This window comes from Spirosoma daeguense (assembly GCF_054776875.1).
Genome location: NZ_BAAHBF010000002.1, coordinates 937,994 through 962,128, shown reverse-complemented (window position 1 = coordinate 962,128; position 24,135 = coordinate 937,994). Strand labels below are relative to the sequence as shown.

Below are 24,135 nucleotides of genomic sequence, written 5' to 3'. Positions count from 1 at the left end.
GCGGTCCGATAGTTTTTTTAATCACAAACCAATGAACACAAACAGCAATGTACAAGACGAATTGAGTACCCTGGAGCGGTTGCTGGCACCAACACCCGTTTACTTTCGGGCTATTCAAATTATGGCCATTATCCTGGGCGCAATCGGGGCCGTAATTTACCAGCTCGCTAGTGTTACCACCCTGCCCGAATGGGTGCAGTTTATGGGCGACCGCGCCACGCTGGCCGTGGAATTTGTTCTAATTTTCTTTCCACAATTGGCCGTCGATTTTAAAGCGCTGGCCAAAAAGAAAGAGCTGGAGCTAATCCGATAGGCGAATGATAGCCGCGTTTATTACCTGTTTACTCTGTCTTTATCTATTACGTCCAAAAGACTAATGTTAACCATTGAATTTGCTGGTAAATCCTACCAGTTACCGGAACGCTGGAGCGAGGTAAAACCCGACGTATTACCCCAACTTTTACAACGGGTTTACCTGGCTCCAGGCGGGGCGGATTCCTACCATGAAACGCTCCAGTTAGCGCTCAATATTAAGCCAAAGGCCTGGCAAAAGCTGATGTACAAGCACTTTGGCAAGCACGTTGGCAAAAAGACCAGACAGGCCAACGCCATCGTTTTGCACACCCTTTGGCACCAATTACGATGGATGCAAACCGAGCCAATCCATCAGCAACCATTTAAAAGCCTGGACATAGGCCAGCCGTGGCTTTTACCCGATGCCGATTTTTTGGCCATGAGCTATGGCGAGCTAACCGACGCCTATATTCATTTCCTTGTTTATATCCGCCAGCTCGTAGCCGGAGACAAACACCTGGATTTATTAGTAGCTACGTTGTGCCGACCAGAGCGGCCAGGCGACTATCAGAACGCGCCAGGCTGGAACGGCGACCACCGCGAGCCCTATAACGAATACGTAGCTAAAGAGCGGGCCAAAAGTCTGGAGCACCTGGAGCCAGGTTATAAAATGGCCGTGCTGTTATTCTTTGCCGGAAATATGCAACGGCTCATGGATAAATACGAGGTTTTTGGCAAGGGCGAAAGCGATGGCGAACCCGAACTTTATCCAGGCCAGAGCTTAACCAAAAACAGCCATTTACTGGCCAGTAAGGGGATTTTCGGTACGTTGGACCAAACCAAAGCGGCCAACGTGCATGAGGTATTTTTATACCTGGAGGAACACCGTAAAGACCTGATTGCCGAAGCCGAACGACGTAACCAACAAGACGAATGACAACCACACAACTTTTTTGGCAGTTCTTTAAACCCGTGGCCGAATCCGTGCCAGGCATTACCACCGTTTCGCGCTCTGGTGGCGATAAAATGGATAGGCTCCTGGCAAATTCTACCGATGAAGATATTTATCCAGCCGCGTTTTTATTGCGGCCTAAATACAGCATCGAAGACAACGGAGCCGGGGCCACGATTGCCTGGTTCGACAGCACGTACTACGTTATTTGCACGGGCAGAATGGACGACGACGACCAGGAAGACGCGGCTTTTGATGAAGCCGAGCGACTGGCCACCGAGCTAACCAGTAAACTTTTTTCGCACGTTGACGACTACACCGTATTAATTGACCCGACCAGTCGTATTTTTATGGAGCCCGTAACGATGGTAACACTAGAAGCCAGCTATGGCTACGAAGTACGGTTTAGAATCGGTTTACAGGCAAACAGCTCTTTTTATGCACATCTTTAAAAGCATTCTCAAACGCATCCGCTTTTATTTGGTTTGGCTGGTGGCTTTACCGTTCGTTTTGCTCTACCTAATCGGGGCGGCAATCTTTTCGGGCCAGTGGCGGCTCATTGGCGTAAAATTGAGCCTGATTCACCTGAGCCTACGCCAGAAACACCTGGAGAACAGACCCACCAAACTGGCCAAAGCGCTACGTCAAAAACGAATACAAAATTTCATCAAAGGCAATGCCTAAAACGTCCTTTCTGCCAGGCCTGCCAGGGCTCAACTTTGACGGCAAAACAAATCGGACTGCCGTTGCAGTTGAGCCTTTTTTATGCCGTATGCCTTTATTGACCCACTAAATACCAGCCTGGCCTTTTTGCCGCTGTTATTCTCCAGGAACACCCTGGAGCACGTTATCGACCCTGTAGATACCACCCTGGCCGACCGTTCCGGCTTGCGCTATTACCTGGAAATTCTCACGCCAGAATTTACGGGCTCGACCAATTTTAAACGACTCGTAAAAATGCCAGGCTCCGAGAAGCCACCCGCCACCACGGGCGGGCTGGCCGTTTATGAGGGCGCTTTTTATCAGTTAAACGAACTCCTGGACGGTTTCCTGGACTACCAAAAGCCAACCTTTGGAGCGGGCGAAATGGCCGTAATTTCTACGCTCACCATGCCGTTTATGGCCAAAGAGAGCGCCGAAAATAAGGGGGTGGACATTCCAGCGTCTACCAAAAACGTGGCCAGCCAGTGGCTCCTAAAGGCGGGCTTGCTGGAGCGGGATTTTGCGGCATGGGGTAACGCATTCTTTACCGACTACATGAGCAAAGAGCGGCCATTTTTAACCTGGCAACCCGACGGCAAAACCATTGGCCGCAATCAACCGGAATACCTGTATTTTTTGCTCAATTGCTCACCATTGCCCGCCACCATTACCCGCCGTTTTCGGGTGCACTACGTTAATGGCACGTCGGAAGTGCTGGAAGCTGGAGCACTCAGAGGGGCGCAGGCCTACCAGGTTGTTAGTGTTCCCGTGCACCCCAAAGCCCTAAACTTAAACCCCGATCTGGTGGCCTATTACGAGGTTTGGCTGGCTGATGGCAACCAGGAACGTATCAGCCAGGTACGTACTTACGTTGTCGATCAGCGCCACCGGAGCCACGAGCGATGGCTTTTATTTACCAATAGCCTGGGCGGATGGGATACGTTACGGCTACTAGGTGAAAGCGCCGAAACCCTGGACACCAAGCGAGCCAGCGCCGAACTGGAGCGGCCAGCCGGAGCTCCTGCCGATTTTGCCGAATTACGTACTATTTACGTGCAAGGCTCCAGGAGCCTAACCGTAAGCACGGGCTATCTGGAAGGTAACGCCACGGCACAACTCAAATACCTGGACGAGCTCCTACTGGCTAACCAGGTTTATTTGGTCGATAGCCAGGGTCACCAGGCGCTGGAACTCACCAGTACGAGCCTGGTGGATGCCGAAGACAACACCGACCTACTAACGCGCTCGTTTACGTTTCGCTACGTTAATGCTCAGTACAATCATTCCGCGATGCCAGCCGCGCCCGTTTTGCCTGCCAGAGCCACCAAATGGCGGGGCATGGGCATTTATTACGAGCTCGACAGTTACGGCAAACGCACGGGCTACGGTAGGCCGCTCAAGCTGCAAAAGTACTACGTGGATGATAACAGCACCTTTAAGCCGCTCACCGAGAAACCCAACCAGCCAGGCGACCCCGACTATATGCCGAGCTCACCGCTGGCCGGGGTGCAGCCAGGGAGCACTCCCTTTGCCAGTGCGGCCATTATCCGAGCCACCAGCTACAAGCGAACGACGTGCCCAAATGGCACTTTGGGCGACGTGGCCACCATCAACATTGCAGCCGGAAAATATGGCTCTGAAATCAGCCAGGCCGAAGCCAACAACCGAGCCGAAGCCGAATTTAGCAGCCTGAACACGCAGGCCTACGCCGATCAGTATGGCGCTTGTACAGCCGCGCCGGAAATGTATAACGTAATGGTAGCGCCAGGGCAATGGCGCTACCGAGTTAATGACCCTGCCCGCTTTGAAATTTATTACTACGTATTCGGCACAGGTGACCCAATTTTCGGCAATAAATGGGATTTGCAAGGCCAAACCAACGCGTTTGTTTACCCGCGATTTTCCACCGATCTGGCTTTTCCCGTGAAGCCCGAAAACTATTTGCTCCTGGTTTACGGGCCAGCCAATACGAACCTGAATTTAAAGGTTTACGTGGATGGCGTTTTAGTGTCTGATACGAACGTACTAACCAACCGCGATGGCTACGAACACATTTTTATGCCGATCAAACCAGCATCGGGGGCGAAAGTGTACATGAATCTAACCACCCTATAAAATGAGCTTACAGGTACGAATAAACGGCCAGGTGGCCGACATGACCCCAAACACCAGCATAAACCTGGAGCTGACAAACCCCTACCTGGTTTATGGCGATATTCTGAGCGATAAGGCCACCATTCCAGCCCTACCCATTACGCCACGCAACCAGCAAATAATGGGCTTTCCTGACTTGCTTCAGAGCGATGCCATAGGAATGCGTTACCAGTGTGAGAAGTATTACAATGGCCAATTGCTCCAGGCGGGGGTGGCCATCCTGACCGAAGCCGCGCAAAACTTCGCTTTAACGGTCGTTCAACCATTGGGCGAACTATTTGGCGACGATCAAACAATAACGCTACCAGCGCAACCTTTGGGGGCCGTAGCGCTCCCTGGAGTGCTCACGCCAGTAGTGCAACAGGCAAACCGGAACGTTTTGGCCTTTCCGATGCTAGTAAACCCCGATTTCTACGGCTCCAATGGTGCGACCATTTCGTACAGTGGCTACGTCAACGAATACGGGGCGGGCGCTTATACCACCACGGGGCCGCTGGTGCCGATGGTGTTTTTAAAGGAGCTCTTTTATCGAATTACCGAAAAAACAGGGGTTCGATTTTTTGGCCATTTTCTGGAGCATGACATTTTTGGCCAGCTCCTGGTTTACAATACCAGGGCGCTCGACCGGAACGCCGGACCGGGCCAAACCGTGGTAGAGCTCCAGCATCATCTACCCGAAATGACGATTCCGGTTTTACTCCTGGAGCTGAGAAAGCTGTTTAATCTGGCCATGAACATAAACACCGTAAACAAAACGGTACGGCTGGATTTTATGGACAATTACCAGAAGAAAGCCGCCAGTAAGGACTGGAGCGCCAAAGCCGTAAAAGAATACAAAAAACAGCCCGAAACGGCCAGGCGTTTGCAGTTGGGTAGCACTCCAGACGGTAACGACGGACTGACCAAAGACAAGCCCGAACTATTAAACGATTACCTAACGCCAGCGCTGGAAAGTGACACCGGAATAAGCCCATTAGTTAGCCAATTTTCGACGCTGTTAATTGACCCGCTTACAGGTCTGGCCACCGCCAAACAGCCCGGCACTACCGAACTATTCAGCCAGCTAACGGCCAAATTCACGCCACGGCTTTTATTCTGGAATGGCCTGCAAAACGGCAAACCAACGGCCACGGCCAAATGGAACGGCTATTCCCTTTTTTGGAATGGAGCGGACGGACTGGCCAATGTATTCTGGAAACAGACCGAAATAGCCCGCCAGCGTCAATTTTACGTAGAACGGTTAATGAACATTAAGGAGGTTGACCTAGCCACGCTGGACTTTTCGGAAAAGGTGTACATCAATGGCGTAGACTACTGGCTGGCTAAACTAATAATCAGCCTACCCGTAACAGCACCCGCCACGGCCTTACTCGTTCGGGCTTAGTATAGTATTAGCTTAGCTCAGCCTATTCGGTTAGCCGCTTTAATTCTTTAGAAAGTCCCATAATATTTACACGATATTGAACCATTTGGGTACTCGCAACGAATTTTTTGGCTATAGTTTGAAGCGGCATTTTTTCTTGTAAGATTGCCCATGATAGGGCTTTTTGGGGTAATTGGAGAGTTGCGCCTAAGTACGAGGCTTCTTCTTCATGTTGTGGGTTAACTGTTAGCATTACCGTTGGTACTAACAGTCCTAATGAATTCTCAGAAAGAGGGTGTCCATAATAATCATGGCTTATCTCGTGCATTATATCACTTTGTTGTCGAGGTAAGCTATGAGTTTTATTATGAATTATAAGGGGCTTCCCTGCTTTTGTGTAGATCAGCATTGCAGACCAATCTGAGTATCTTTCACCACAATTTTTAAATCCACAATCGTAGATTGATTGGACCTTTATTCCAAGGTGTTCTGCAAGTTTAAAAGCACAAAGAGGAGAATGCTTGGGTAAGCCCATTGCCTCACGCATTTTACCAGCAATTTTCTCTGCTTCTGCTTTAAATTGGGATGTTAATGATGATTTACGTGTTGTCACTTAGTGTAGATATTTAGTCTTGCAAATATGCAAGTTCTATAACCTTTACCAGCATTTCAACAGTTTTAGGTGAAAGCGCCTTTTCTGCTCTTAAATGTGCAATTATTTTCTGTTGACCCGAATTTGATTGCCCAGACTCTCCTGTTGCATTAATAAAAGTTTCAGTAGGCTCCCCAATCCATTGACAAATTCTAATGAATGTTTCAACGTCAGGAACATGACCTTGTTCTATTCGTGATAGAGTAGACGGGCTAATATCTCCTATTTCTTTTACAGCATCTCGTAGCACTTTATCACCTCTACGAGAACGGACCATGCTCGATAATAGGCTGGTATTGAGAAAACTATGTGCTTCCATTTGTTTCATGTTTGAAATAAATCTATATTTTTTATCACAAACGAAACTAAAATTCGTTTGTGATTTGTTTCATAGGTGGAATATATGCATTCATTTTTGCTCAAGCTGAACAAATGTAGTAACTGTTCTTTGACCAGCAACAAAAATGAGTGAATATGAGCCAGAGGGACAATTCTTTTTTAAACAACTAAAAACAATGTACACATTCAGCACTAACAATCTGGCTAAAGCTGTTCAATCACAGAGCCTTCCTGAAATTGAGGTCTTTCAGCATATCAATTTCAATTTTCAGACAGATACGGTAGAACTTCAGCCTGGACAGGTTGAGATTGATCTAAGTAGAGGTAAAGACAGTTTTAGGACTTCATTTAATGTTGATCTTAAAGGTCACTCATTAGATAAAAATATTTCCGCCATCATTATCTATTCTGGTTATTGGCAATTTTTCGACAGTGACGGAAAAGCTTTGGGGTCTATTTTAGGCCCTGGCCACTATGCTAGGGTTTCGGATTTTGGTATCCCGAACGATCAGATATCATCATTCCGATGTGTTAGTTTGGAACAACTAAAATAACCAAGTTAGTGCTCAACTCAATTGAGTTGAGCACTGTTCACTATTCTAATTTTAAACAAAGTTAAAATCATGGGAAAAAATCAACACGTTACAAAACACGATGCTGGTTGGCAGGTTAAAGGGGCTGGAAATCAAAAAGCAACGAAAGTTGTAGACACTCAGAAGCAGGCTATAGAAATAGCTCGTGAAATCGCCAAAAATCAACATTCAGAGGTAGTCATCCATGGAGAGAACGGCAGAATACGAGATTCAGACTCTTACGGAAATGACCCTATGCCACCCAGAGACAAGAAGAACTAATTATATCGGTACGATACTCAACCCAATCATATGTGAAGCTTATGATTGGGTTGCATAATATATTATAAAGCTTTGTACTAAATCCCCATTTTTAAACCCGGGTTACAAATGGAATACTTATCAAATATTTATACACCATTTGGAGTCTTCGAGGTAATTGCTCCAATCGTTTTTATTATTGCTTTACTTTATTTGGCTATTACATATTATGATTTATATAAAGAGAAGTATTTTCTACATCAGTGTGGTATTGAACTAGAAAAACGTGTCATAAAATGCGATCAAACGATTGAAGAACAAAAGCTACAAATTTGTAAACTAGAGATCACTATTCAGGAGCAAAGCAAAAAAATTAAAGAATTCGAGAAACTATTGATTACTGAGAACAAAGCATAATAGAAAAAAGCGTTTTCATACAGTATTTTCTTGTTGTAAAATGAATTCTAACCACGGCTATACGTCGTGGTTTTTTTGTGTCCTTTTGGGCTCCTGTTGCCGGATTTAGCTTGCTGACATAACAACAAATACAAGAAGTTTATGGAATCAGCAAGCGGCATCCGAGGGGATGCCAGAGCCGTATGGCTCACATCAAACCGGGAAGCGGCCAAAATCCTGGACGCTTATCTACTCCAGGCTGAACGCCTATTTATTGCCCGAATCCAGGCCGCTGGCAAAGTCTTAACCGGGGAATTAATCAACTCATTCCGACGCGAAGCCGCCAAAGAAGCGGGCGAGTTTGTAGAGGCCAGGCTACACCTTGCCGCCACGGGTAGGCTCCTGGATTTACGGCGCATGGACTTTAGCCGTACCCCGCCATTACTGGCAATGGAGAACTACGTACAAAAGGTAGGAATAGGCGCTTTTGCCTACGTACCAGGCTATCCAGCAGGGAGCTTTCCGGCCAGCGAATCCAGAGCCGTGGAGCGCATTGCCTGGGCCTATAAAATGAGCCTGCAACGAAAGCCCAACGTAGTACGGGGCTACCGGGGTATTTATTCAGACCCGCTCCTAAATGACGTATTGCCCTACCTGTTTCGTGATTTGGCGACAGCCTGCAACCTAACCGCCAGCCAGGCGTTTAAAGCGGCATTCTCCAACTAATGGCGCTCAATCTTAACGAAACAGCCACCCTTACCCTAAAGCTAAATAATGGCGATACGAGTAAGAGTATTGACGACCTGAACACCCGCGCCAAAGAGCTCCAGAAAACTATCCGCGAAATCGAAAAGGATGGCGGAAAAGGGAGCGAAAACTGGCAGAAATACAAGAACGAGCTCAACCAGGTTAAAACGGCCACCACCCAACTAAAAAAGGAAGTGGACGTAACCACGTTGACCTATGGCCAGCTCAACAACCTGATTAAACAGCTAAACAAAGACCTGGCCGGATTGAAGCCAGGAACAGAAGCGTTTATAACCACATCGAAGCGATTAGGCGAAGCCGAAAAGCAGTTTAAAGCGGTCAAAGATGAAGCCGACAAAATCAAGAAATCAGGCGAAGATTTAGGCCAGCCATCACTCTGGAATAAAATCAGTTCGGGCGTTGGTACGATGTCTAAGGCTTTCCAGGCCATGATGGCGCTCCAGGTGATTGGCTTCATTATCGACATTGGCAAAAGCATTTTTGAGACGACCGCCAAATTTGAGAAGTACGGCAAAGTGCTCCAGACCGCGCTGGGCTCTGAAAAGGAGGCACAACAAAGTATGGCCGCACTCAAAAAGCTAGGCGCTGAAACTTCTTTTTCAGTGGACGAGCTGACAGAGGGGTACGTAAAAATGGTAAACCGTGGCCTACGTCCATCGCAAAAGGAAATGGTGGCGCTTACCGATTTAGCGGCCAGCCAGGGCAAAAGTTTTGACCAGTTAGTTGAGGCCGCGCTGGATGCCCAAACGGGCGAATTTGAGCGGTTAAAAGAGTTCGGTATCAGGGCCAGCAAAGCGGGCGACTCGATGAGTTTCGCCTTTAAAGATGCCAGCTACCAGGTTAAACAATTCGGCAATGATTTCCAGGTAGTAGACAAGACCAACGGCAAAACCATCCAGACCTTTAAGAGCCAGGAGGAAGCCATACAGGGCGTAATGGTGAAGCTGGGCGAAATGAAGGGCGTAGGGGGGCAGAATGCCGAAATGATGAAAACGCTAGACGGTCAAACGTCTAACCTGGGCGACAATTTCGACGCGCTGAAAGTGGAAATAGGCGAGCAATTAAGACCCGTCTTTTCGGCTATTCTCACGCTAATGAGCGGGGGTATTACCGTAATTTCTGGCCTGGTGAAAGTGATAGGCACCTTAATAACGGTAGTTTCCAAATACTGGAGCACCCTGGCCGATTTTGCCATTGGAGCCGCTGGAGTAATGCAAAACATGGGAAGTGCCATTAAGCTGTATTTAACGGGCAATACCGAAGCCGCTGGCAAAGCCTGGGAGCAAACCAAAGCAGCCGCGAGCAAAGTAATTGAAGGGGTAAAAACCAACATCAAAACCGGAGCCGCTGCCGTGGTGGCCATTTGGTCAGACCCTGCCAATACGGTAAAGGCTGAATTTGCCGGAAAACAGCAGGGAGCCGCGCACGGAAAAGGGTTAAGCGACGAGCAAAAGAAAGCGCTGGAGAAACAGGCCAAAGAAGCCGAAAAAGCCCGTAAAAAGGAGGAAAAGGAGAACCAGAAACACCTGGACGAAGTAAAAAAAGCGAATGAGAAAGCGCTGGAAGAACTGGCCAAACTAGAAGCCGAAACCCACATCAACAGCATCAAAGACGAGATGCAACGGGAATTTGCCAAACTAGGAGCCGAACGCGATGCCAAAGCCGAAGCCATCCAGAAAACGCTGGCCAGCGAAAAAATAAAGAACCAGCAAATTGCCGAGCTCGACAAAAAATTACTCCAGGATATTAACCGAGTAGCCGCTGAATTTGCCGAGAAAAAGCGCAAAAAAGCCGAAGAAGAAGAACAGAAGCGACTCGAAACGCAAAAGCACATTTACGAGCTGGAGCGCCAGGCCGAAAACGCTTTGCTCGACTGGAGAGAGTTGCAGGCCAAAGGCAATGCCACCAAACTGGCCGCGATCCAAAAGGAGCGACTCGACAAGGATTACCAGGCAACAGTAAACAAACTAAATGCAGAGGAAGCCGCTGAAAAAGCACGGGCTAATCGGGAGATTGCCGATAAAACACAGTTAGAAGCCGCCATTACAGCTATAGAAGCCAAGTATAATAATGAGCGAGTACTGGCTGATATGCAGACGTGCGATAAAAAAGCGCAATTAGAAAAGGAGCTTCAGGAAAAGAAAAAAGGCATCTGGACAAATGCGGGTAATGCGTTTAGTGCCTTGCTGAAAGGTGACGTAATGGCGTTTGCCGAATATGCCAATAAGATTGTAGAAGGTGAAAAACAGGCCTGGCAAAAGCGACTTTCGGAGAACGAAGCGAAGTATGCCGCCGTGGGCCAGATGGCAATGGCAGCGGCTCAATTCCTGGCCGATCTGGAGCAACAAAAGGCAAACAAGGCCATAGCCGAAGCACAGCGGGAACGGGATGAAAAAGTACGCTTATTAAACGATCAGATAGCCGCCGAAAAAGCCGCGCAGGATGCCGCCGAAGCCGAAAAGCAACGGGTAACGCAGGAAAGTAACGACAAGATACAGGCCATCAAAAGCCAGTCGGAGCAAACCATTTCCAGCCTGGAAGCTCAGTATCGGCAACTCAGTAGTAGCGAAGAAAAAAAGAAGCTCACCGAGCAACTAGACAGCTACAAAGAGAATGCAGACGGTAAGAGCCAGGCCGCGAAAGACACCGCAAAAGAAGCCATTGAAGCCGCGCAGGACGAAGCAAAACAAAGCATCGAAGCGGCACAGCAGGCCGAAAAAGCGGCCATCAAATCGGCCAACAATGAGAAAGACCAAAAAATAGATGCTGCTGAAGCCACCAGGGACGCTGAAATAGAAGCGATCAAAAAACGGGCGGACGTGGACAGCGAAACCCGAAAAACGCTCATTAAGGAGGCCGAAGAAAAGTTTAAAAAGGAGAAGCAACTGGCCGAAGATGAAGCAAAAGACAAAATTGAAAAAGCGAAGGACACCGCTAAAACAACGATTGAGTTAGCGAAAGATACGGCCAAAACCAAAACCGAGCTGGCCGAAGATTTGCGCGACGCGGAACTGAAAGCCATCGAAGCCATTCAAAAAGGCGACGAAAAAGCGGCCAAAGAAATCTTACAAAAAGCGAAGGAAGACCAGAAAGAAAAGATTCGACTGGCCAAAGAAGAAGCGGAAAAAAAGATAGACGAAGCCGAACGGGAAAAACGGGAAAAGCTCAAAAAAGTAGAGCAGGAAAAGCAAACCCGAATCCAGAACCAGAAGGAGCTTAACCGCGCTATTGAGCAGGAAAACGAGCGGGCCAAACAAAAGGAAATTGCCGCCAAACGCGATGCCTTTAGAGCGCAACAGCGGGCCGATATTGCCAGCGCTGGCATAACGGGAGCGCTATCGGTGTTAAAGGCGTTAGCGTCGGGTTTCTGGCCCGTTAACCTGGTGTTTGCCGCAATGGCCGCCGTAATGACAGGCGTTCAAATTGCCAAGATTAAGAGCCAGCCAGAACCGCAATTTCGGGCGGGTGGATTTATTCCCGATGGCCCACGCCACGGCTCCAGTTATGGCACGGGCGGGCTGGCCATTGTAAACCGTCAATCGGGCCGCGAAGTGGGGGAAATGGAAGGCGGGGAAGCCATCATAAGCCGCGAGCAAACACAGGCGAATATGGGACTAATTACCCGTATGTTTTCCAACGCTCGCACCCCTGGCCAACGTAGTAAGCCCGTACTAGATAACCGCGCACCGATGATGCGAGCGGGCGGCATTCTGGATGCCAGCCGCTGGAGCAATCCAATGTATTTGTATGGCGGGCGGGTATCGGTTAAACGTCGGTATGATGATGGCGGTTTCTCTGACCCTGGAGTAGATATTTACGACTCCAATGGCGGGGGGGGCGATGGCATAGCCGAAGCCAACCAGGCCCACAGCGAAGCCGTAGAACAGGGCAAGCAACAGCTCAAACTTTTGGGCCAAATCATCGACGCAGTAACCGACGCGGACAAGAACCAGCAAAAGGCAATGGGCGATTTAAGCGACCGTATGCAAAGCTCATTACGTAGCATGAGCCTAACCAATGCGATTGCAATGGGCAACCTATCCGACACGGTTAAAACATCGCTCAAAGACATGAGCGACACCAACCAGCAGGCTATGGCCGATCTATCCAAAAACACTAAAAACGGGCTGGATAATTTGGCCACATCGACAAAGAACGGCCTGGCCAGCATGACCACCGAAGTACGTAGCTTGAAGGGTTCGATTAACCAGGTAGAAAGTGCCGTCATGCAAACCAAAGGAGCGGTTAACCAGGTGGAGGGCGCTGTTTGGGGAACGAACCAGGCGGGGCGTTTAGATGCCTTAATTTGGGCTATTTCGTCGTTTGCGGGTTAGGTGTCATTTGCGTAAAGGGCAGTTAATGGCTAGTTTTACAACATCCTCCATTAACTGCTTTTTTTCCTATGAATAACCACCGCTACGGCGGGCCGTCTTTTACCCAATGAACAAAAAAGTAGTTTTAACCGTACCCCGTTATCTAAAGAAGTACTTTTTAAACCCTGAATTTGGCGACATTACGAGCGAAGGTGAACTAAAAGTAAGCGGGCGCTCCATGCTAGGCTCCTACATTGCCAGCGTTACCCGTACCATTCCCTACCCAACCGTTAAACACGAATCGACCAGCAATAAACTGGTGATTTGGTACAGCACCCGCGAACGTACCCACGAAGTACCACCCGAAAAGCTGGCCAGCCTGGCCAAGTCATTAGACGAACAATTCAGGCGGGCGCTCATTTGCGAAGTACGCGCATTGCATAGTTTATGCGGGGGTGATTACAGCCGCTTTATTCGGGAGTTTCTAGCCCGTTATTCGATTGAGCCAGATGTGGACATCGAATTTGAAACCGTCCGCAAAATCTACCGCGATTACCTGGAGCGAATCGACAAGGTAAACCGGACCAGGCCAACAATGGCAATGGCCTAGCCTGGTCGCATAAACAAAAAATATTTTGCGTTAAAAAGTCCGGCTGTGTGCAGTTTTGTCCGGCTTTTTACGGGTTTGTCCGGCTTTGTGCAGTTTCGTCCGGGCTAATCCATCAAAAAACGGTTTTCTATGCAAATAGGGGCCGTTTTTATTTTTCTACACCCCTAAAGTTCAGTCCTTTCTGTAGGTCAAACAGCCCGTTACTTTTGACTTACTATGTTAGTTACTGAGCAATCATTTACAACCGATTTGCGGCAACCTAACGCGGGCAACGTGGCCAGGCTCAAACTCCTGGCTATTGATTCCGTGCTGGCCGTAATTTCGCCACGACCAGGGCCAGCCGTGGCGGGCACCCTCCAGGCTGGCCCATTTACTGTTTCTCGTTATGGCCTACCTGTTTCGGGCGGCTACGATCTCACCGAAATTATTTTCCCGTTTGGCGCTTGCTCGTTTGTGGAAGTATCGACCCGCGACCAGGCGGGCACCGTTTGGGCTCCAGAGCTCCAGGCGGCAATCCCAAAGAACCAGCCCGCGCTCCTGGACTGGCTCGACCGAAACCAGACCAGGCGCTGGCTGGCCATCTGGCTCGACCGGAACGGGCTGGCCTACGTAGCGGGCGAGCCAGGCAATGGTTTACGCATGGACGTTAGCCGCGCCGTTTCCGCTGGCAATTCGGTAGGCCTGACCCTAAAAGGCCGCTTTACTCATGCTACGTGGTTTCTGGAAACATTCGACGCGGGCGAACTATTCGCACACGCGGACTTTGATCAGAGTTTTGATTTATCATTTACATCCTAACAACAAATACATTAATGCCAACACCCAAAACACCCGCACAGCTTAAAGCGCTATTGCGGAGTAATATTAAACTATCACCACCCGCGCCACCGCGCTCGAATAGTGCGGAGGTTATCCTGGTAACGCTGGAGGAGTTTATTGATTCGCTGAGCCTGGGCACCTGGGCACCCATAGTAGGTATTAAAGCCGATGGCCAGCGCTACGTTTGGCAAGTCATAGACTGGCAAAACGGAATCGGCACCAAACCCACCACGGGCCAATATATTGGCGCAAACGGCTACGTAGCCACAGCCGCCGAAGCGATGGACGTAAGAGGTCAGCAAGGCATCCAGGGCATCCAGGGCAACCAGGGGCCGCAAGGTTTACCAGGTAACGGCATAGTTCGTACCACCACACTAACCACCGATGGACTAGCCGCTACCCGTTATTATCCAATTTGTTTTGTAGGTCAAGATGACGGATTTGCCAGGGTAGAGCTCACCATTAAGCCGCTGGAAAGTGGCGACCATGCACCTATTACCGTAAGCGCTTATTTTGCCTGTAGGGGTGGCTTTGTCTATGAGTACATAAGCTCAGGGCCAACTAATTTAAGTATGGGCTTACAGTGCTACAGTAATGGCGGAAACATTACCGTAGTGGCCAAAGTGCTCAATACGTTTAAAACGGTATCGGCCAGGGTAGTGGACTACGGCGGGCCCGCAACGGTTGTACATAGCACGCTAATTGGTCAGAATGCCGCGCCAGCGGGCTCGCTCGTTTTTGATTCAAACGTTCATGCTACGTATAAGCCAATGCGCTATCATAGTCTTGCCCACCAAACGCTGGCCGTTGGCAACTCAGACGGAGCCTACCCACCATTTACCAATCAAGGTGGATTTGCCAGTCTGTTTTTAGCCGCGAACCTGGTAGGGGGCAATACAGACATTGCCCTAATGAATACCAACCAATCAGCCGGAGACGCAGGAATAAGTTTATTTCAGCAATTGAGCGCCAACACCAAGCGTATGCTGGCTTATTTCCGTGGTAACGGGCGGGTTCAGTTTGGCGAAGCCACCAGCACCGAGCGGCTAACCCTGGAGGGCAGACTGGCCACGCAGGGCGTTTATTCGTTCGGTACATTGCCAACGATCAGCAAAGGCAATGCCTGTAATGCCGCCACGCTGGAGACAAACAGCAACGATATGGCGGGCATTATCAACATTGCTACCACCAGCGGCCACACCGCTGGAGCGGTCATTTGTACGGTCAATTTTACGAGCGCCTTGCCGCGAACGCCTAAAGTTTTTATTCAGCCAATGAACGCCCACGCCGTCAACAACTACGCTAAAATGTTCGTGGCCACGGGCGTAAACTCGTTTACGGTAATGAATACCAGCACCGCACTCGACAACTCGCAAACCATCCAATTCGCCTACCTAGTCATTATTTAACACCATGAACCAAGAAACAACTCTAACCAATCACGACGGTTTTTTAATCGACCAGGCGGGCGTAATACGTGGTCTGGAAATCCCTATTTCACCCGAACCCGTTACAGGCTTTTCCCGAATTGCCCGCCATGATTCGCTTTACATTTCAAAAAACTTGCAAATGATTCAGCGGGTAGAAGTGGTAAAGCTCGATGCGAATGGCAAAGAATTAAGCCAGGCGTTTCGGGAAACTGAACTAAACCCGAACGTAATGGCGCAAATGCTACAAACCTACCAGAGCACCGTTTACACGGCCAGCACGGAAAATGCTTATGTAAACCGCAGTACGGGCCAGGCCGTGGAGGCTGGCAATGAGGGAGCCGTGGAGCAACTGGCCTTTTTCCAGGGCATTACTATTGGCGTACTGAAAGCAATGGGCAAAACCATTGGTAATGGTACGTCGGTCCCTGGCCTGGTTTACGGGTTATTACTGGCCGAAATTCAAAAGTTAGACGCGCAGGGCCGACTATGAGCGACGAATTTATTAGCCGTACCGCTACGTTTTACAGCCTGGCCGTGGTGGTGGATAGTAGGCTGCCAAAATCCGACCAGATGACCCTGGAGCGGGCCGTGGTGGTGGAGCTGGCCGATTTTAGGCGGGTACGGATTCCAGCGGGCTTTTTAACCGACTGCCATAGTACACCACCCTGGAGCCAGAGCTTGCTACCTGCCTATAACAACCGTACCAATTTGGCGGCAATTGTACATGATTACTTGTACATGGAATGGGAGCACTTTGTGGCCATTTATCCAGAGTTAGCTGGAGCCGATGCCAGGGCTTACAGCGATGAAGTTTACCAGGAGCTCATGGAGCGATTTGGCGGCAAGGGTTTACGTAACTGGCTTTATGTGCTGGCCGTGCGAACTTTTGGCGGCATCAATTGGCGCAAGTTTAGAAACGAGGCCAACTTGTAAAAAACAAAACAGCCAATTCTAATTAGAATTGGCTGTTTTGTTTTTTCATTGATTATAATTTATGTTAGTAATTGCCTATTAATTTCGAACCACGCCAGATGAAACCTTAATAAAATTGAAATGACCAATTCTATTTTGTCCCTGTGCCAAATAGAATTGGTCAGTCCGATACCTTGTTTTATTACTTTCTTTAATTCGAGATACAGCCCACTTACTACTTCTTTTATTTTCCATTATGATACTGTCCTTACTTGCACTAGTAGTTATCAGTCTAGGACTATAAGCCGAACCTCTACTTGGAAGTTCGCCAAGAATGCCATCTCCTTGAATCAAAACTAGTAATGAATCTGAGCCTTTTCGAGTCATAACTAGCGTATAAGTACTCTTAATTGTTGAGAATGGAGGATCAGCACCGAGAGGAGCTTGCTCACTCACAAGAGTTTGGTTGCTATATACGTTCTCAAGTATATAGACGCCAGCTAAATAATCAAGGATTGAACCATTTGTTTCAAGGTCATCCTCTTTAGAAAGAGGATTGACAGAATCGCTTGATTTACAACCCAGTATTATTATAGGGATTAATAGATTTAGTACTAGAGTTTTTTTTAAGATAGAAGTAAATGAATAGGACATAACCTGTTTTATAAGTGCCAATATTTCAATAAGCATTGGCTAGACTGATCAATAGCCACAAGGTACACAATTTCACAAATAGACCATGCGCCAGCCCACGCCAGGGATGGCTTTTTTATGTCCTTTTGGGGCTGGAAAGTGGAAAACATTTTTGCAATCAGAACGCCACCCGCTGGCAGTAAACAACACTATGACCGCATTTGCACTAAATGGAATTTGGCACCTGGAGGGCGATTATGCCGCTCGAATGCAAGGGCTCGTTAAGCCACGCATTCGCGCAGGACGTGACCCCATTGCACCCTCCTTAATTTCGGAGCATCCAGCCCGCACTATTCAGGCCAGGCTGGCCGTACACAATCCCGCAGTTATGGCGGGAACCCTGGCTTATTACGAATACGTGGCCAGCTATTACACTACGTCGGAAGGCGTTTGCATTATCCCGATTTTGGGAACATTGACCCGTTACGGGCTTTGTAATTGGGGTTATGAGGATTTGGCGGGCATTTTAGCCATTGCCGACCGGATGGAAAGCGTTAAAGCCATCCTGTTAAAAATCGACTCACCAGGCGGGGCCGTGGATGGTTTACGCACGTTTGCCGACGTAGTACGAGCCTGCAAAAAGCCCGTAGTAGTCTGGACGAATTATTGCGCCAGTGCCGCCTACTTCATTGCCAGCCAGGCGGCTGAGATTTGGCTGGAAGATTCACCCTTGCCCATTATTGGCTCCATTGGTACGCTGATGGTGTACACCGATCAGCGCCAGGCATTGGAAAAGGCAGGGCTCCAGGTGGAAATTTTCCGCGCTACCGAAAGCACCGACAAAGCCCGCATTAACGGCATTGAAGCACTAAGCGACGAAGACCGGGACGACATCCAAAAAATGCTGGATTCCTGCCAAAAAGAATTTGCTGGCTACGTTCGCCGGGGCCGCGCTGGCTTACTGACCAGCGACGAATGGAAAACGGCCAAAATGTACGGCAAAAGTGATGGCATCCGTATTGGCCTGGCTAACCAAGCCGGAACACTCCAGGGAGCCACCAAGCGAGCGCTACAACTGGCAGGCGCTTAACCACAAAGCCACAATTAACAACCTATTTTTTTTTCTCAATTCACCAGTAAAAAGTAAAAGCCAACTATGGTACAACCAAAGCAGACGCTGGCCACGTTTCTGGCCACCTTTTTCGGACAGTCCGAAAAAGTCATTTCGGAAAAGCTCGACACCGCCGAGCACAACCAGTTTACCAGCGAAGCCGGAGAGCTCCAAAAGCAAGTAACCGCGCTGGAGAACGAAAAGGCCACCCTGGAAACGGAAAAGGCGACGCTGGCCACTGAAAAGAGCACGCTGGAAACCGCTAAAACAACGCTGGAAGGCGAGAAAACCACGCTCCAGAACTCACTGGCCGAAATGGAAACTGACCGGGACAAATACAAAGCCTGGTTCGAGAAACAAGCCGGGGCGGGCGCTCAATTGCCCGATGCTGATGCCACCAGCAAAGGCGAATCGGACACCGCCGACTACAACCAGGGAGCGCTGGAGTTTTACCGCCGAAGCAAAGGCAACTAAGCCACTAAACACGCATTTATCAATCTTTTTTCAATTCAATTACTTTAAACAACAATTACCCTAATGGCTACAAAAGGCTATGATTTTAGTAAGTTACCCGATGCACTTAAACAAGTGTTTGACGGTAAAAAGGAAATTATCACCGACGTTCTGATAGACGGTGAAGCAAAATTGCGGGAGCTGTATAACCTCCTGGTAACGGACAATAAAAGCCCGCTGGTTAACCTGGAAATTCTGGACGTATTGCGGGCGGCTTCTGATGATTTTACGCCATCGGAAGGGGTGCTAAAGTTTGGGGCACGGGTGCCGGAATTTGAAGACGTGGACATTGATTTGCAATTCACCACGGGCGAAATTCAAGCGCTTTACCGCTCGTATTTGCAGTACGTTAAAGGGTTGAGCTCTGAAAAGGATTTGCTGGCCAATCCGTTTGAAGTCTTCTTTTTAACGCAAATCCTGAAAACAGCCCGCGCCAACATGGTGGAAAAAGCGAGCTGGAAAGCGGTTAAAAATGCCGCTAATACAGGTTCAGCCTATGCCATTACGGGCTTGCTGGCTAAACTAACCACTGGCCGGGCTGGTGGTGGTGACATTCCAGCCGCTAACGTATTGACCGTAGCAGGTGGCACCACAATTGACGATCTAAACGCCTACGATCAGGCCATAGCGCTCTGTAAAGTGGTAGAAGCCGCTAACGAGGCTATGCTGGAAATTCCGTTGCAGTTCCGTTGCTCGCCAGGTATGTCTCGCAGTATCAACCGCCAGCGGCAGGCGAAATTCCCCAACCTGGTACGGCCTAACGAGGTAATGCGCTCAATTGACGGTTACGAGAATATTACCATCACGCCAGACCCTGGCCTTTCGGGCAAGCAAACAATGGTAATCACGCCAGGCTCAAACATGAATTTTGTGTGTAACGAAGACGTAGCGGCCTATACGTTGACAGTTGTAAAAGACGTTAAAGCGCTCAAAATCAACATTCGCATGAGTGTTGGCTTTGATTATGGGTATGGCAAATTCACATTCTTAAATACGAAAGTTTAACCCAATCATCCAGCCGCCAGCGGAAACGGGCGGCTGGTTTACATAAGTTTCCATTTTTTCAACTCAAATAATCCCAATAAACAACAACCGCTACGGCGGACCGTAAAGACCGATGAAGTACACGAAAATTTTAATGAGTTTAACCCTTTTCCTAGTCGGGGCGCTGGTGGCCGTAAGTACGGGCAACGTACTGGCCGGAGTAGTGGCGATGCCTGTAACGTCGTATGTTTTCCAGAAAACTACGGGCATTTCCTTATTTGACAGCCACGGCCTGGCTCTTACCGCGCTGGCCACCATTGAGCGAACAGCACAGCAAACCACCAATCCAGGCGGGGGCCGTAGATTGTTTTTACTGGCTACCGACAACATCACAGGCGAATGGCCGAAGCTGGCCGACGTAACCGAAGGCGAGCTAACGACCGCGCCAACATTGGTAACAGGAGGGACAGCGCCAACATTTATTGAGTTGCAGGTATCAGACAATAGTTTGAAACTGGACGGAGCCCTAAAGGGTGCCGTGGGGTATCAAAGTTGGGAGCAATCACTGGACGTTAAAGTAGCTGGCTTTAGCAAGAAGCAAGTAAACGCTATTAGCAAGCTGATTAATACCGAGTGCGTAGCCGTTTCGATTTTGAGCGATGGCCAGCGGGTGGTGGTAGGTTCGTCGTTTGTAGGCCTACAGTTTGAAATTACCCACACGACTGGAGCCAAAGGTGGCGACCGTCGGGAATGGACGCTAAAGGCAAAGCAGGACGGTTTTATGCACAGCTATTTGCCAATTGCCAGCACGGTAGTTCTGCCAGGTGTTCCAACCGTCTAAGTCTATTTTAAAACTCCTTTATTTTCTCAATCTAACAACCAACTAAAAAAGGCCTCCCTCCTGGTGGGGGTGGCCTTTTTTACCAACCAAACAACTGATTACCATGAACAAAAAAGTAGTAGTTCTGAACGAATCCACGGGCATCATTTTTGGCCTTGAAAACAAAAACGTAACGATTAGCGAAAAGATGGCCGTGGCCGATGCCGAAGCCATCAACGCCATTTATCCAGGCGTTTACGTGGACGTAGTAGAAACCGACGCGAAACCCGCCAAAACAACCCAAGCCGCCCAATAATATTTGGAGATCAACGCGCCAGGCTCGACGAAAAACAGAATTTTATTTTGCAACAACAAAAGCCAATGAAACCAATTTTAAGCCAATTATTAGCTACTGCCCAACTGGCCGAAATGGCCTATAATGCCGACCAGAGCGAGCACAAAAAAGCAGCCTGGAAAAAGGCACAACGCGACTATGACGAAGCCGAAAAAGCCGAACAGGCCGAAGCGCCAACCGAACAACCCAAAGGCCAGGAATGGGGCGGGGCATCGGTTGAGATTTTGAGCAACGTAGTGGAAGCGCTCGACAAAGCGAATCAGGGGTTAGTAAGCGAAAATACCGAGCTCAAAACCGAAAATTCGTTACTCAAAAACCAGCTTATTGAGAAAGACGGAAAAATTAACGAGCTAGAAAAATCGTTGCTTTCTGCAAAATCGACCGCGCCAGCCACTACGCCAGCAACCGCTCCCAAACCATTGACTGGAGCCGCTAAAGTTGCCGCCGAAGCTAAAGCCGCCAAAACAGTAGCAGCCACCACGAGCGAAGCTGACGAAGCAAAAAAAAACAGCTAACCACGAGCGAAACCGAACAAACCGAACGTAAAGAGCGGCTAACGCTGGAAGCTGAACAGCTCCATCGTTCAGCCGCTCTTTTGAGTAATACCCTGGCCGATTTCGATGCCGACGACGTAGCAGGCCGCAAGGTGGTAGTGGACAAAATTCTGGAAATACGGGAGCTCTGGAAAGATGCCCGTTTCGAGCTTATCAACGGCAAACCGCGCCAGGCTCCTAAACCGGAGAAACCCACCACGGTCACCAGCGGCCTATCTGAAGCCGAGATAAAGCTGGAGCTCCAAAAAACACGGGTGAACATTTCCAAAAACGAAACCAAGCTACTTGAGAAACCCGACCACGCCAAAGCCGCGATCTGGAGCCAGGAGCTGGCCAGGCTAAAGGCCATCAAAACCCAATACGAAGACGAACTAAGACTTTTAAGCTATGAAAGAGCTGAAACAGGGCAATAACAAGTATTTAGAAAAGGTACGGGCCGAACTTTCCATTTTTCAACAGCACTTACTGGAGGGCACCGAACTAACACCAGAACAAAGCGACACCTGGGATAAAATAGACAGCGCTAGAGCCTGGTTAAAAGCTGGCCACAATGACAGCCAGGTTCTACTCATGCTCAAAAATAGCCGTACCATTCAGGAACGACGAGCCCGCGAAATTTTGACGCTGGCTTATGCCGTTTTTGCTGAATTGCGCCAGGGACGTGCTAAAGAGGGCGTAAAATTCTTGTATGCTGAAATGTTCCGCGATGCCGCCAAAGAAGCCAAAGACGCGGGCGACTATTACAATTTTGCGCTCTTACTCGACAAAGCGGCCAAAATAGATGGCGCTTATGATAACCAGCAAGTAGCCAACGCGGACGAATTTAAAAAGCCATCGAAAGTGGTATTTAAAGTAAAGAGCCTGACCATCAACAATGGCCAGAGCGCCAAAAAAGTCGAAGATACAACGTATGAAATCAGCGAATAACGAGGGCGAGCTGGAAGTGGAAGTAAACGAGAAGCAAGCTATTTTTTTGCAGGCTGTTTATGAGCATCGGTTTAAAATAGCGGGCATGATTGGCGGGCGGGGTTCTGGGAAATCCATTACCCTGTCCGATTTCCTTTACCTGGCATCCGATGAATTGCCAAAAGCCAAATGTGGATGGGGCGTTCCGACCATCAAAAAGGCAAAGAGTAAATTAACGTCTGGTTTAAAAGCGGGCTGGAAACGGCACGGCCTAACCGAGTACGATTTTAAAACCGGAACAGGCTATTACGTACTTTGGCGGGAACCACCCGCGCACTTTGACCGACCCTACGAAGCACCCGACAATTGGGAGAATTGCATTTGTTTTCCAAACGGGTTTGTTATCGAATTTGAGAGCTTCAAAATGGCCGCAGCCGAAAACCGGGGGGCCAACTATGATTTGTACGTTATAGACGAAGGGCTGAATTTTAAAAAGGAATGGCTAAAGGTGGTATTGCCCACGTTACGGGCAAACGTTGGCGTTTTCTCGTCAACGTTCCACCATATGCTGGCCGTTTTCTCCAGCCCACCCTGGGACATTGGCGGTCAATGGATGTATGATATTGAGGAACTTTCCAAAACCGAGCCAGAAAAGTACTTTTTCCTGGAAGTAAAAACCCGCGATAATCTGGCCTTTCTGCCAGGTGACTATTTGGAGACGCTTAAAAAGAGCCTTACCAAATTGGAATATGAGGTAGAAGTGGAAGGCAAACGACTCTCTAAAATGCCTCATAATTTTTACCCCTCTTTCCAGCATCACGTCCACGTATCAAAAGAGGAAAGCGACAACTACGAAAACCGAGCGGTTTTAGATGGTGAGCCAATGTACCACAGTGGCCAGGCCATAGAGATAAGCCTGGATTTTAACGCCCATTTCACGAGTGCCACCCTATGGCAATCAGACTTTAGCCTGGCCAGGCTAATAGATAACCTCTATTGCAAGGAGCCCGAAGTGGATGCCGAAGGGGTGGCCATGACAATGGCGCAGACGCTGGCCACTCTCATAGCCACCACCTACGCTGGCCACCGCAATAAGCGGGCTATCCTGACCGGGGATAGAAACGGCAAGAATAAAAGCGCTGGTTCTACAAAGAGTATGTTTGAGCAGGTGGCGCAGATTCTGGAGGGTTCTGGATGGGAGGTTTCTACAAACCCGCTCAATTATAACCCGCTCCACATCGACAAGTTTAAGGACATTAGCAACGTGTTTGCCGAACGTAGTGGCGATCTGTTTAGGGTGCGGGTGGATGGCATACGATGCAAGGCCACAGTGATAAGCATGGATAACAGCCCATTGAACACCGACTACACGAAGAGCAAGCGAAGCGAAGGCAGTAAGGTAGACCAGGAGCTGGCCACCCACCTAAGTGACACAGTGGACTACTACCTACTTTGGAAACTCAAAGGCGGGCGCTCGTTCGGTTCGGGTGGTGGTTTTGATCTGGAGTATTTCTAAGTTGTGCCGCTCTGGAAAGTTCTGAGTTCTGAAAAAATTACTGTAAAACTTTTGGAAAGCCTGCCAACTCTGATGGCTTTCAGATATTCGGAAAATTGGAAATTGGAAATTTCCAAAATGCTAAAGGGCGGGCTCGATCAACAAAAAAATAGCCTAAAACGGGGGGTGATTTTGTGAAACAGTCTCATAATGAGATTGTTTCACGT

At 48.8% G+C, this 24,135-nt stretch carries 28 protein-coding genes; 25 read left to right on the top strand and 3 right to left on the bottom strand.

Going from position 1 to position 24,135, the window contains the following annotated elements; translation table 11 throughout:
* Nucleotides 1-31: 31 nt before the first annotated feature.
* From ACYVD4_RS08865 to ACYVD4_RS08840, 6 genes are all read left to right on the top strand, one after another.
* Nucleotides 32-313, top strand: coding sequence for a hypothetical protein (locus ACYVD4_RS08865; protein WP_460944546.1), 282 nt, complete (start codon nt 32-34; stop codon nt 311-313).
* Nucleotides 314-376: 63 nt separating this feature from the next.
* A complete protein-coding gene (locus ACYVD4_RS08860) occupies nt 377-1,231 on the top strand; it encodes a hypothetical protein (protein WP_460944544.1) in 855 nt (284 codons plus the stop codon).
* On the top strand, nt 1,228-1,698 hold the full coding sequence (locus ACYVD4_RS08855) for a hypothetical protein (RefSeq protein WP_460944542.1): 471 nt from the start codon (nt 1,228-1,230) through the stop codon (nt 1,696-1,698). Before ACYVD4_RS08860 ends, ACYVD4_RS08855 begins: the two co-directional genes overlap by 4 nt.
* Entirely contained in the window at nt 1,685-1,930 is a 246-nt protein-coding gene (locus ACYVD4_RS08850; protein ID WP_460944540.1) for a hypothetical protein, read from the top strand. Before ACYVD4_RS08855 ends, ACYVD4_RS08850 begins: the two co-directional genes overlap by 14 nt.
* Before the next feature lie 81 nt (nt 1,931-2,011).
* A complete protein-coding gene (locus ACYVD4_RS08845; RefSeq protein WP_460944538.1) occupies nt 2,012-4,063 on the top strand; it encodes a DUF5977 domain-containing protein in 2,052 nt (683 codons plus the stop codon).
* A 1-nt stretch (nt 4,064) separates the two neighbouring features.
* Complete coding sequence (locus ACYVD4_RS08840) at nt 4,065-5,486, top strand: hypothetical protein (protein ID WP_460944536.1); 1,422 nt, start codon at nt 4,065-4,067, stop codon at nt 5,484-5,486.
* 22 nt (nt 5,487-5,508) lie between these two features.
* On the opposite strand, the gene ACYVD4_RS08835 is transcribed toward ACYVD4_RS08840, so the two are convergent.
* Nucleotides 5,509-6,078: an ImmA/IrrE family metallo-endopeptidase gene (locus ACYVD4_RS08835; protein ID WP_460944534.1), complete on the bottom strand. Its 570-nt coding sequence runs from the start codon at nt 6,076-6,078 to the stop codon at nt 5,509-5,511.
* 13 nt (nt 6,079-6,091) lie between these two features.
* On the bottom strand, nt 6,092-6,445 hold the full coding sequence (locus ACYVD4_RS08830) for a helix-turn-helix domain-containing protein (protein ID WP_460944532.1): 354 nt from the start codon (nt 6,443-6,445) through the stop codon (nt 6,092-6,094).
* 136 nt (nt 6,446-6,581) lie between these two features.
* Between ACYVD4_RS08830 and ACYVD4_RS08825 the strand changes: the two genes are divergently transcribed.
* The 10 genes from ACYVD4_RS08825 to ACYVD4_RS08780 all read left to right on the top strand — a co-directional run bounded on the left by ACYVD4_RS08825 (nt 6,582) and on the right by ACYVD4_RS08780 (nt 16,558).
* Nucleotides 6,582-7,010 (top strand): beta/gamma crystallin-related protein, encoded by a 429-nt coding sequence (locus tag ACYVD4_RS08825; RefSeq protein WP_460944530.1) that lies wholly within the window; start codon nt 6,582-6,584, stop codon nt 7,008-7,010.
* A gap of 69 nt (nt 7,011-7,079) precedes the next feature.
* A complete protein-coding gene (locus ACYVD4_RS08820) occupies nt 7,080-7,310 on the top strand; it encodes a DUF2188 domain-containing protein (RefSeq protein ID WP_460944528.1) in 231 nt (76 codons plus the stop codon).
* A gap of 108 nt (nt 7,311-7,418) precedes the next feature.
* A complete protein-coding gene (locus tag ACYVD4_RS08815; protein ID WP_460944526.1) occupies nt 7,419-7,706 on the top strand; it encodes a hypothetical protein in 288 nt (95 codons plus the stop codon).
* Between the two features lie 141 nt (nt 7,707-7,847).
* Nucleotides 7,848-8,411, top strand: a complete 564-nt coding sequence (locus ACYVD4_RS08810; RefSeq protein WP_460944524.1) for a hypothetical protein — start codon at nt 7,848-7,850, stop codon at nt 8,409-8,411.
* Nucleotides 8,411-12,787, top strand: a complete 4,377-nt coding sequence (locus tag ACYVD4_RS08805) for a hypothetical protein (RefSeq protein WP_460944522.1) — start codon at nt 8,411-8,413, stop codon at nt 12,785-12,787. The genes ACYVD4_RS08810 and ACYVD4_RS08805 overlap by 1 nt, the downstream gene beginning before the upstream one ends.
* A gap of 106 nt (nt 12,788-12,893) precedes the next feature.
* Entirely contained in the window at nt 12,894-13,376 is a 483-nt protein-coding gene (locus ACYVD4_RS08800) for a hypothetical protein (protein WP_460944520.1), read from the top strand.
* A 216-nt stretch (nt 13,377-13,592) separates the two neighbouring features.
* Nucleotides 13,593-14,174 (top strand): hypothetical protein, encoded by a 582-nt coding sequence (locus ACYVD4_RS08795; RefSeq protein ID WP_460944518.1) that lies wholly within the window; start codon nt 13,593-13,595, stop codon nt 14,172-14,174.
* Nucleotides 14,175-14,188: 14 nt separating this feature from the next.
* Nucleotides 14,189-15,604, top strand: a complete 1,416-nt coding sequence (locus tag ACYVD4_RS08790; RefSeq protein WP_460944516.1) for a hypothetical protein — start codon at nt 14,189-14,191, stop codon at nt 15,602-15,604.
* Between the two features lie 4 nt (nt 15,605-15,608).
* Nucleotides 15,609-16,115, top strand: coding sequence for a hypothetical protein (locus tag ACYVD4_RS08785; protein ID WP_460944514.1), 507 nt, complete (start codon nt 15,609-15,611; stop codon nt 16,113-16,115).
* Nucleotides 16,112-16,558, top strand: coding sequence for a DUF1353 domain-containing protein (locus ACYVD4_RS08780; protein WP_460944512.1), 447 nt, complete (start codon nt 16,112-16,114; stop codon nt 16,556-16,558). The genes ACYVD4_RS08785 and ACYVD4_RS08780 overlap by 4 nt, the downstream gene beginning before the upstream one ends.
* Nucleotides 16,559-16,636: 78 nt before the next feature.
* Here ACYVD4_RS08780 and ACYVD4_RS08775 read toward each other — a convergent pair whose 3' ends face one another.
* The gene (locus tag ACYVD4_RS08775; protein WP_460944511.1) at nt 16,637-17,227 is read right to left on the bottom strand and encodes a hypothetical protein; all 591 of its coding nucleotides are present in this window, start codon (nt 17,225-17,227) and stop codon (nt 16,637-16,639) included.
* A gap of 154 nt (nt 17,228-17,381) precedes the next feature.
* On the opposite strand from ACYVD4_RS08775, the gene ACYVD4_RS08770 reads away from it, so the two are divergent.
* From ACYVD4_RS08770 to ACYVD4_RS08730, 9 genes are all read left to right on the top strand, one after another.
* A complete protein-coding gene (locus tag ACYVD4_RS08770) occupies nt 17,382-18,260 on the top strand; it encodes a S49 family peptidase (RefSeq protein ID WP_460944509.1) in 879 nt (292 codons plus the stop codon).
* Between the two features lie 66 nt (nt 18,261-18,326).
* Nucleotides 18,327-18,755: a hypothetical protein gene (locus tag ACYVD4_RS08765; protein WP_460944507.1), complete on the top strand. Its 429-nt coding sequence runs from the start codon at nt 18,327-18,329 to the stop codon at nt 18,753-18,755.
* A 63-nt stretch (nt 18,756-18,818) separates the two neighbouring features.
* Nucleotides 18,819-19,799 carry a hypothetical protein gene (locus tag ACYVD4_RS08760; RefSeq protein WP_460944505.1) on the top strand — a complete coding sequence of 327 codons (981 nt, stop codon included), beginning with the start codon at nt 18,819-18,821 and terminating at the stop codon, nt 19,797-19,799.
* A 133-nt stretch (nt 19,800-19,932) separates the two neighbouring features.
* Complete coding sequence (locus tag ACYVD4_RS08755) at nt 19,933-20,619, top strand: hypothetical protein (protein WP_460944503.1); 687 nt, start codon at nt 19,933-19,935, stop codon at nt 20,617-20,619.
* A gap of 103 nt (nt 20,620-20,722) precedes the next feature.
* Nucleotides 20,723-20,914, top strand: a complete 192-nt coding sequence (locus ACYVD4_RS08750) for a hypothetical protein (protein WP_460944501.1) — start codon at nt 20,723-20,725, stop codon at nt 20,912-20,914.
* A 65-nt stretch (nt 20,915-20,979) separates the two neighbouring features.
* Nucleotides 20,980-21,468: a hypothetical protein gene (locus tag ACYVD4_RS08745; protein WP_460944499.1), complete on the top strand. Its 489-nt coding sequence runs from the start codon at nt 20,980-20,982 to the stop codon at nt 21,466-21,468.
* 80 nt (nt 21,469-21,548) lie between these two features.
* Nucleotides 21,549-21,920 (top strand): hypothetical protein, encoded by a 372-nt coding sequence (locus ACYVD4_RS08740; RefSeq protein ID WP_460944497.1) that lies wholly within the window; start codon nt 21,549-21,551, stop codon nt 21,918-21,920.
* Nucleotides 21,895-22,434: a hypothetical protein gene (locus ACYVD4_RS08735; protein WP_460944495.1), complete on the top strand. Its 540-nt coding sequence runs from the start codon at nt 21,895-21,897 to the stop codon at nt 22,432-22,434. Before ACYVD4_RS08740 ends, ACYVD4_RS08735 begins: the two co-directional genes overlap by 26 nt.
* On the top strand, nt 22,418-23,929 hold the full coding sequence (locus ACYVD4_RS08730; protein ID WP_460944493.1) for a terminase large subunit domain-containing protein: 1,512 nt from the start codon (nt 22,418-22,420) through the stop codon (nt 23,927-23,929). Before ACYVD4_RS08735 ends, ACYVD4_RS08730 begins: the two co-directional genes overlap by 17 nt.
* The last annotated feature ends 206 nt before the right edge of the window (nt 23,930-24,135 follow it).

What these genes read in the sequence shown, in the direction of transcription:
- ACYVD4_RS08855 (WP_460944542.1), top strand. Translation starts at nt 1,228, where the DNA reads ATGACAACCACACAACTTTTTTGGCAGTTCTTTAAACCCGTGGCCGAA.
- ACYVD4_RS08830 (WP_460944532.1), bottom strand. Translation starts at nt 6,445, where the DNA reads ATGAAACAAATGGAAGCACATAGTTTTCTCAATACCAGCCTATTATCG.
- ACYVD4_RS08780 (WP_460944512.1), top strand. Translation starts at nt 16,112, where the DNA reads ATGAGCGACGAATTTATTAGCCGTACCGCTACGTTTTACAGCCTGGCC.
- ACYVD4_RS08785 (WP_460944514.1), top strand. Translation starts at nt 15,609, where the DNA reads ATGAACCAAGAAACAACTCTAACCAATCACGACGGTTTTTTAATCGAC.
- ACYVD4_RS08820 (WP_460944528.1), top strand. Translation starts at nt 7,080, where the DNA reads ATGGGAAAAAATCAACACGTTACAAAACACGATGCTGGTTGGCAGGTT.
- ACYVD4_RS08775 (WP_460944511.1), bottom strand. Translation starts at nt 17,227, where the DNA reads ATGCTTATTGAAATATTGGCACTTATAAAACAGGTTATGTCCTATTCA.
- ACYVD4_RS08735 (WP_460944495.1), top strand. Translation starts at nt 21,895, where the DNA reads ATGAAAGAGCTGAAACAGGGCAATAACAAGTATTTAGAAAAGGTACGG.
- ACYVD4_RS08770 (WP_460944509.1), top strand. Translation starts at nt 17,382, where the DNA reads ATGACCGCATTTGCACTAAATGGAATTTGGCACCTGGAGGGCGATTAT.
- ACYVD4_RS08745 (WP_460944499.1), top strand. Translation starts at nt 20,980, where the DNA reads ATGAAACCAATTTTAAGCCAATTATTAGCTACTGCCCAACTGGCCGAA.
- ACYVD4_RS08805 (WP_460944522.1), top strand. Translation starts at nt 8,411, where the DNA reads ATGGCGCTCAATCTTAACGAAACAGCCACCCTTACCCTAAAGCTAAAT.
- ACYVD4_RS08765 (WP_460944507.1), top strand. Translation starts at nt 18,327, where the DNA reads ATGGTACAACCAAAGCAGACGCTGGCCACGTTTCTGGCCACCTTTTTC.
- ACYVD4_RS08815 (WP_460944526.1), top strand. Translation starts at nt 7,419, where the DNA reads ATGGAATACTTATCAAATATTTATACACCATTTGGAGTCTTCGAGGTA.
- ACYVD4_RS08800 (WP_460944520.1), top strand. Translation starts at nt 12,894, where the DNA reads ATGAACAAAAAAGTAGTTTTAACCGTACCCCGTTATCTAAAGAAGTAC.
- ACYVD4_RS08810 (WP_460944524.1), top strand. Translation starts at nt 7,848, where the DNA reads ATGGAATCAGCAAGCGGCATCCGAGGGGATGCCAGAGCCGTATGGCTC.
- ACYVD4_RS08755 (WP_460944503.1), top strand. Translation starts at nt 19,933, where the DNA reads ATGAGTTTAACCCTTTTCCTAGTCGGGGCGCTGGTGGCCGTAAGTACG.
- ACYVD4_RS08845 (WP_460944538.1), top strand. Translation starts at nt 2,012, where the DNA reads ATGCCGTATGCCTTTATTGACCCACTAAATACCAGCCTGGCCTTTTTG.
- ACYVD4_RS08825 (WP_460944530.1), top strand. Translation starts at nt 6,582, where the DNA reads ATGAGTGAATATGAGCCAGAGGGACAATTCTTTTTTAAACAACTAAAA.
- ACYVD4_RS08760 (WP_460944505.1), top strand. Translation starts at nt 18,819, where the DNA reads ATGGCTACAAAAGGCTATGATTTTAGTAAGTTACCCGATGCACTTAAA.
- ACYVD4_RS08790 (WP_460944516.1), top strand. Translation starts at nt 14,189, where the DNA reads ATGCCAACACCCAAAACACCCGCACAGCTTAAAGCGCTATTGCGGAGT.
- ACYVD4_RS08860 (WP_460944544.1), top strand. Translation starts at nt 377, where the DNA reads ATGTTAACCATTGAATTTGCTGGTAAATCCTACCAGTTACCGGAACGC.
- ACYVD4_RS08840 (WP_460944536.1), top strand. Translation starts at nt 4,065, where the DNA reads ATGAGCTTACAGGTACGAATAAACGGCCAGGTGGCCGACATGACCCCA.
- ACYVD4_RS08795 (WP_460944518.1), top strand. Translation starts at nt 13,593, where the DNA reads ATGTTAGTTACTGAGCAATCATTTACAACCGATTTGCGGCAACCTAAC.
- ACYVD4_RS08865 (WP_460944546.1), top strand. Translation starts at nt 32, where the DNA reads ATGAACACAAACAGCAATGTACAAGACGAATTGAGTACCCTGGAGCGG.
- ACYVD4_RS08850 (WP_460944540.1), top strand. Translation starts at nt 1,685, where the DNA reads ATGCACATCTTTAAAAGCATTCTCAAACGCATCCGCTTTTATTTGGTT.
- ACYVD4_RS08750 (WP_460944501.1), top strand. Translation starts at nt 20,723, where the DNA reads ATGAACAAAAAAGTAGTAGTTCTGAACGAATCCACGGGCATCATTTTT.
- ACYVD4_RS08730 (WP_460944493.1), top strand. Translation starts at nt 22,418, where the DNA reads ATGAAATCAGCGAATAACGAGGGCGAGCTGGAAGTGGAAGTAAACGAG.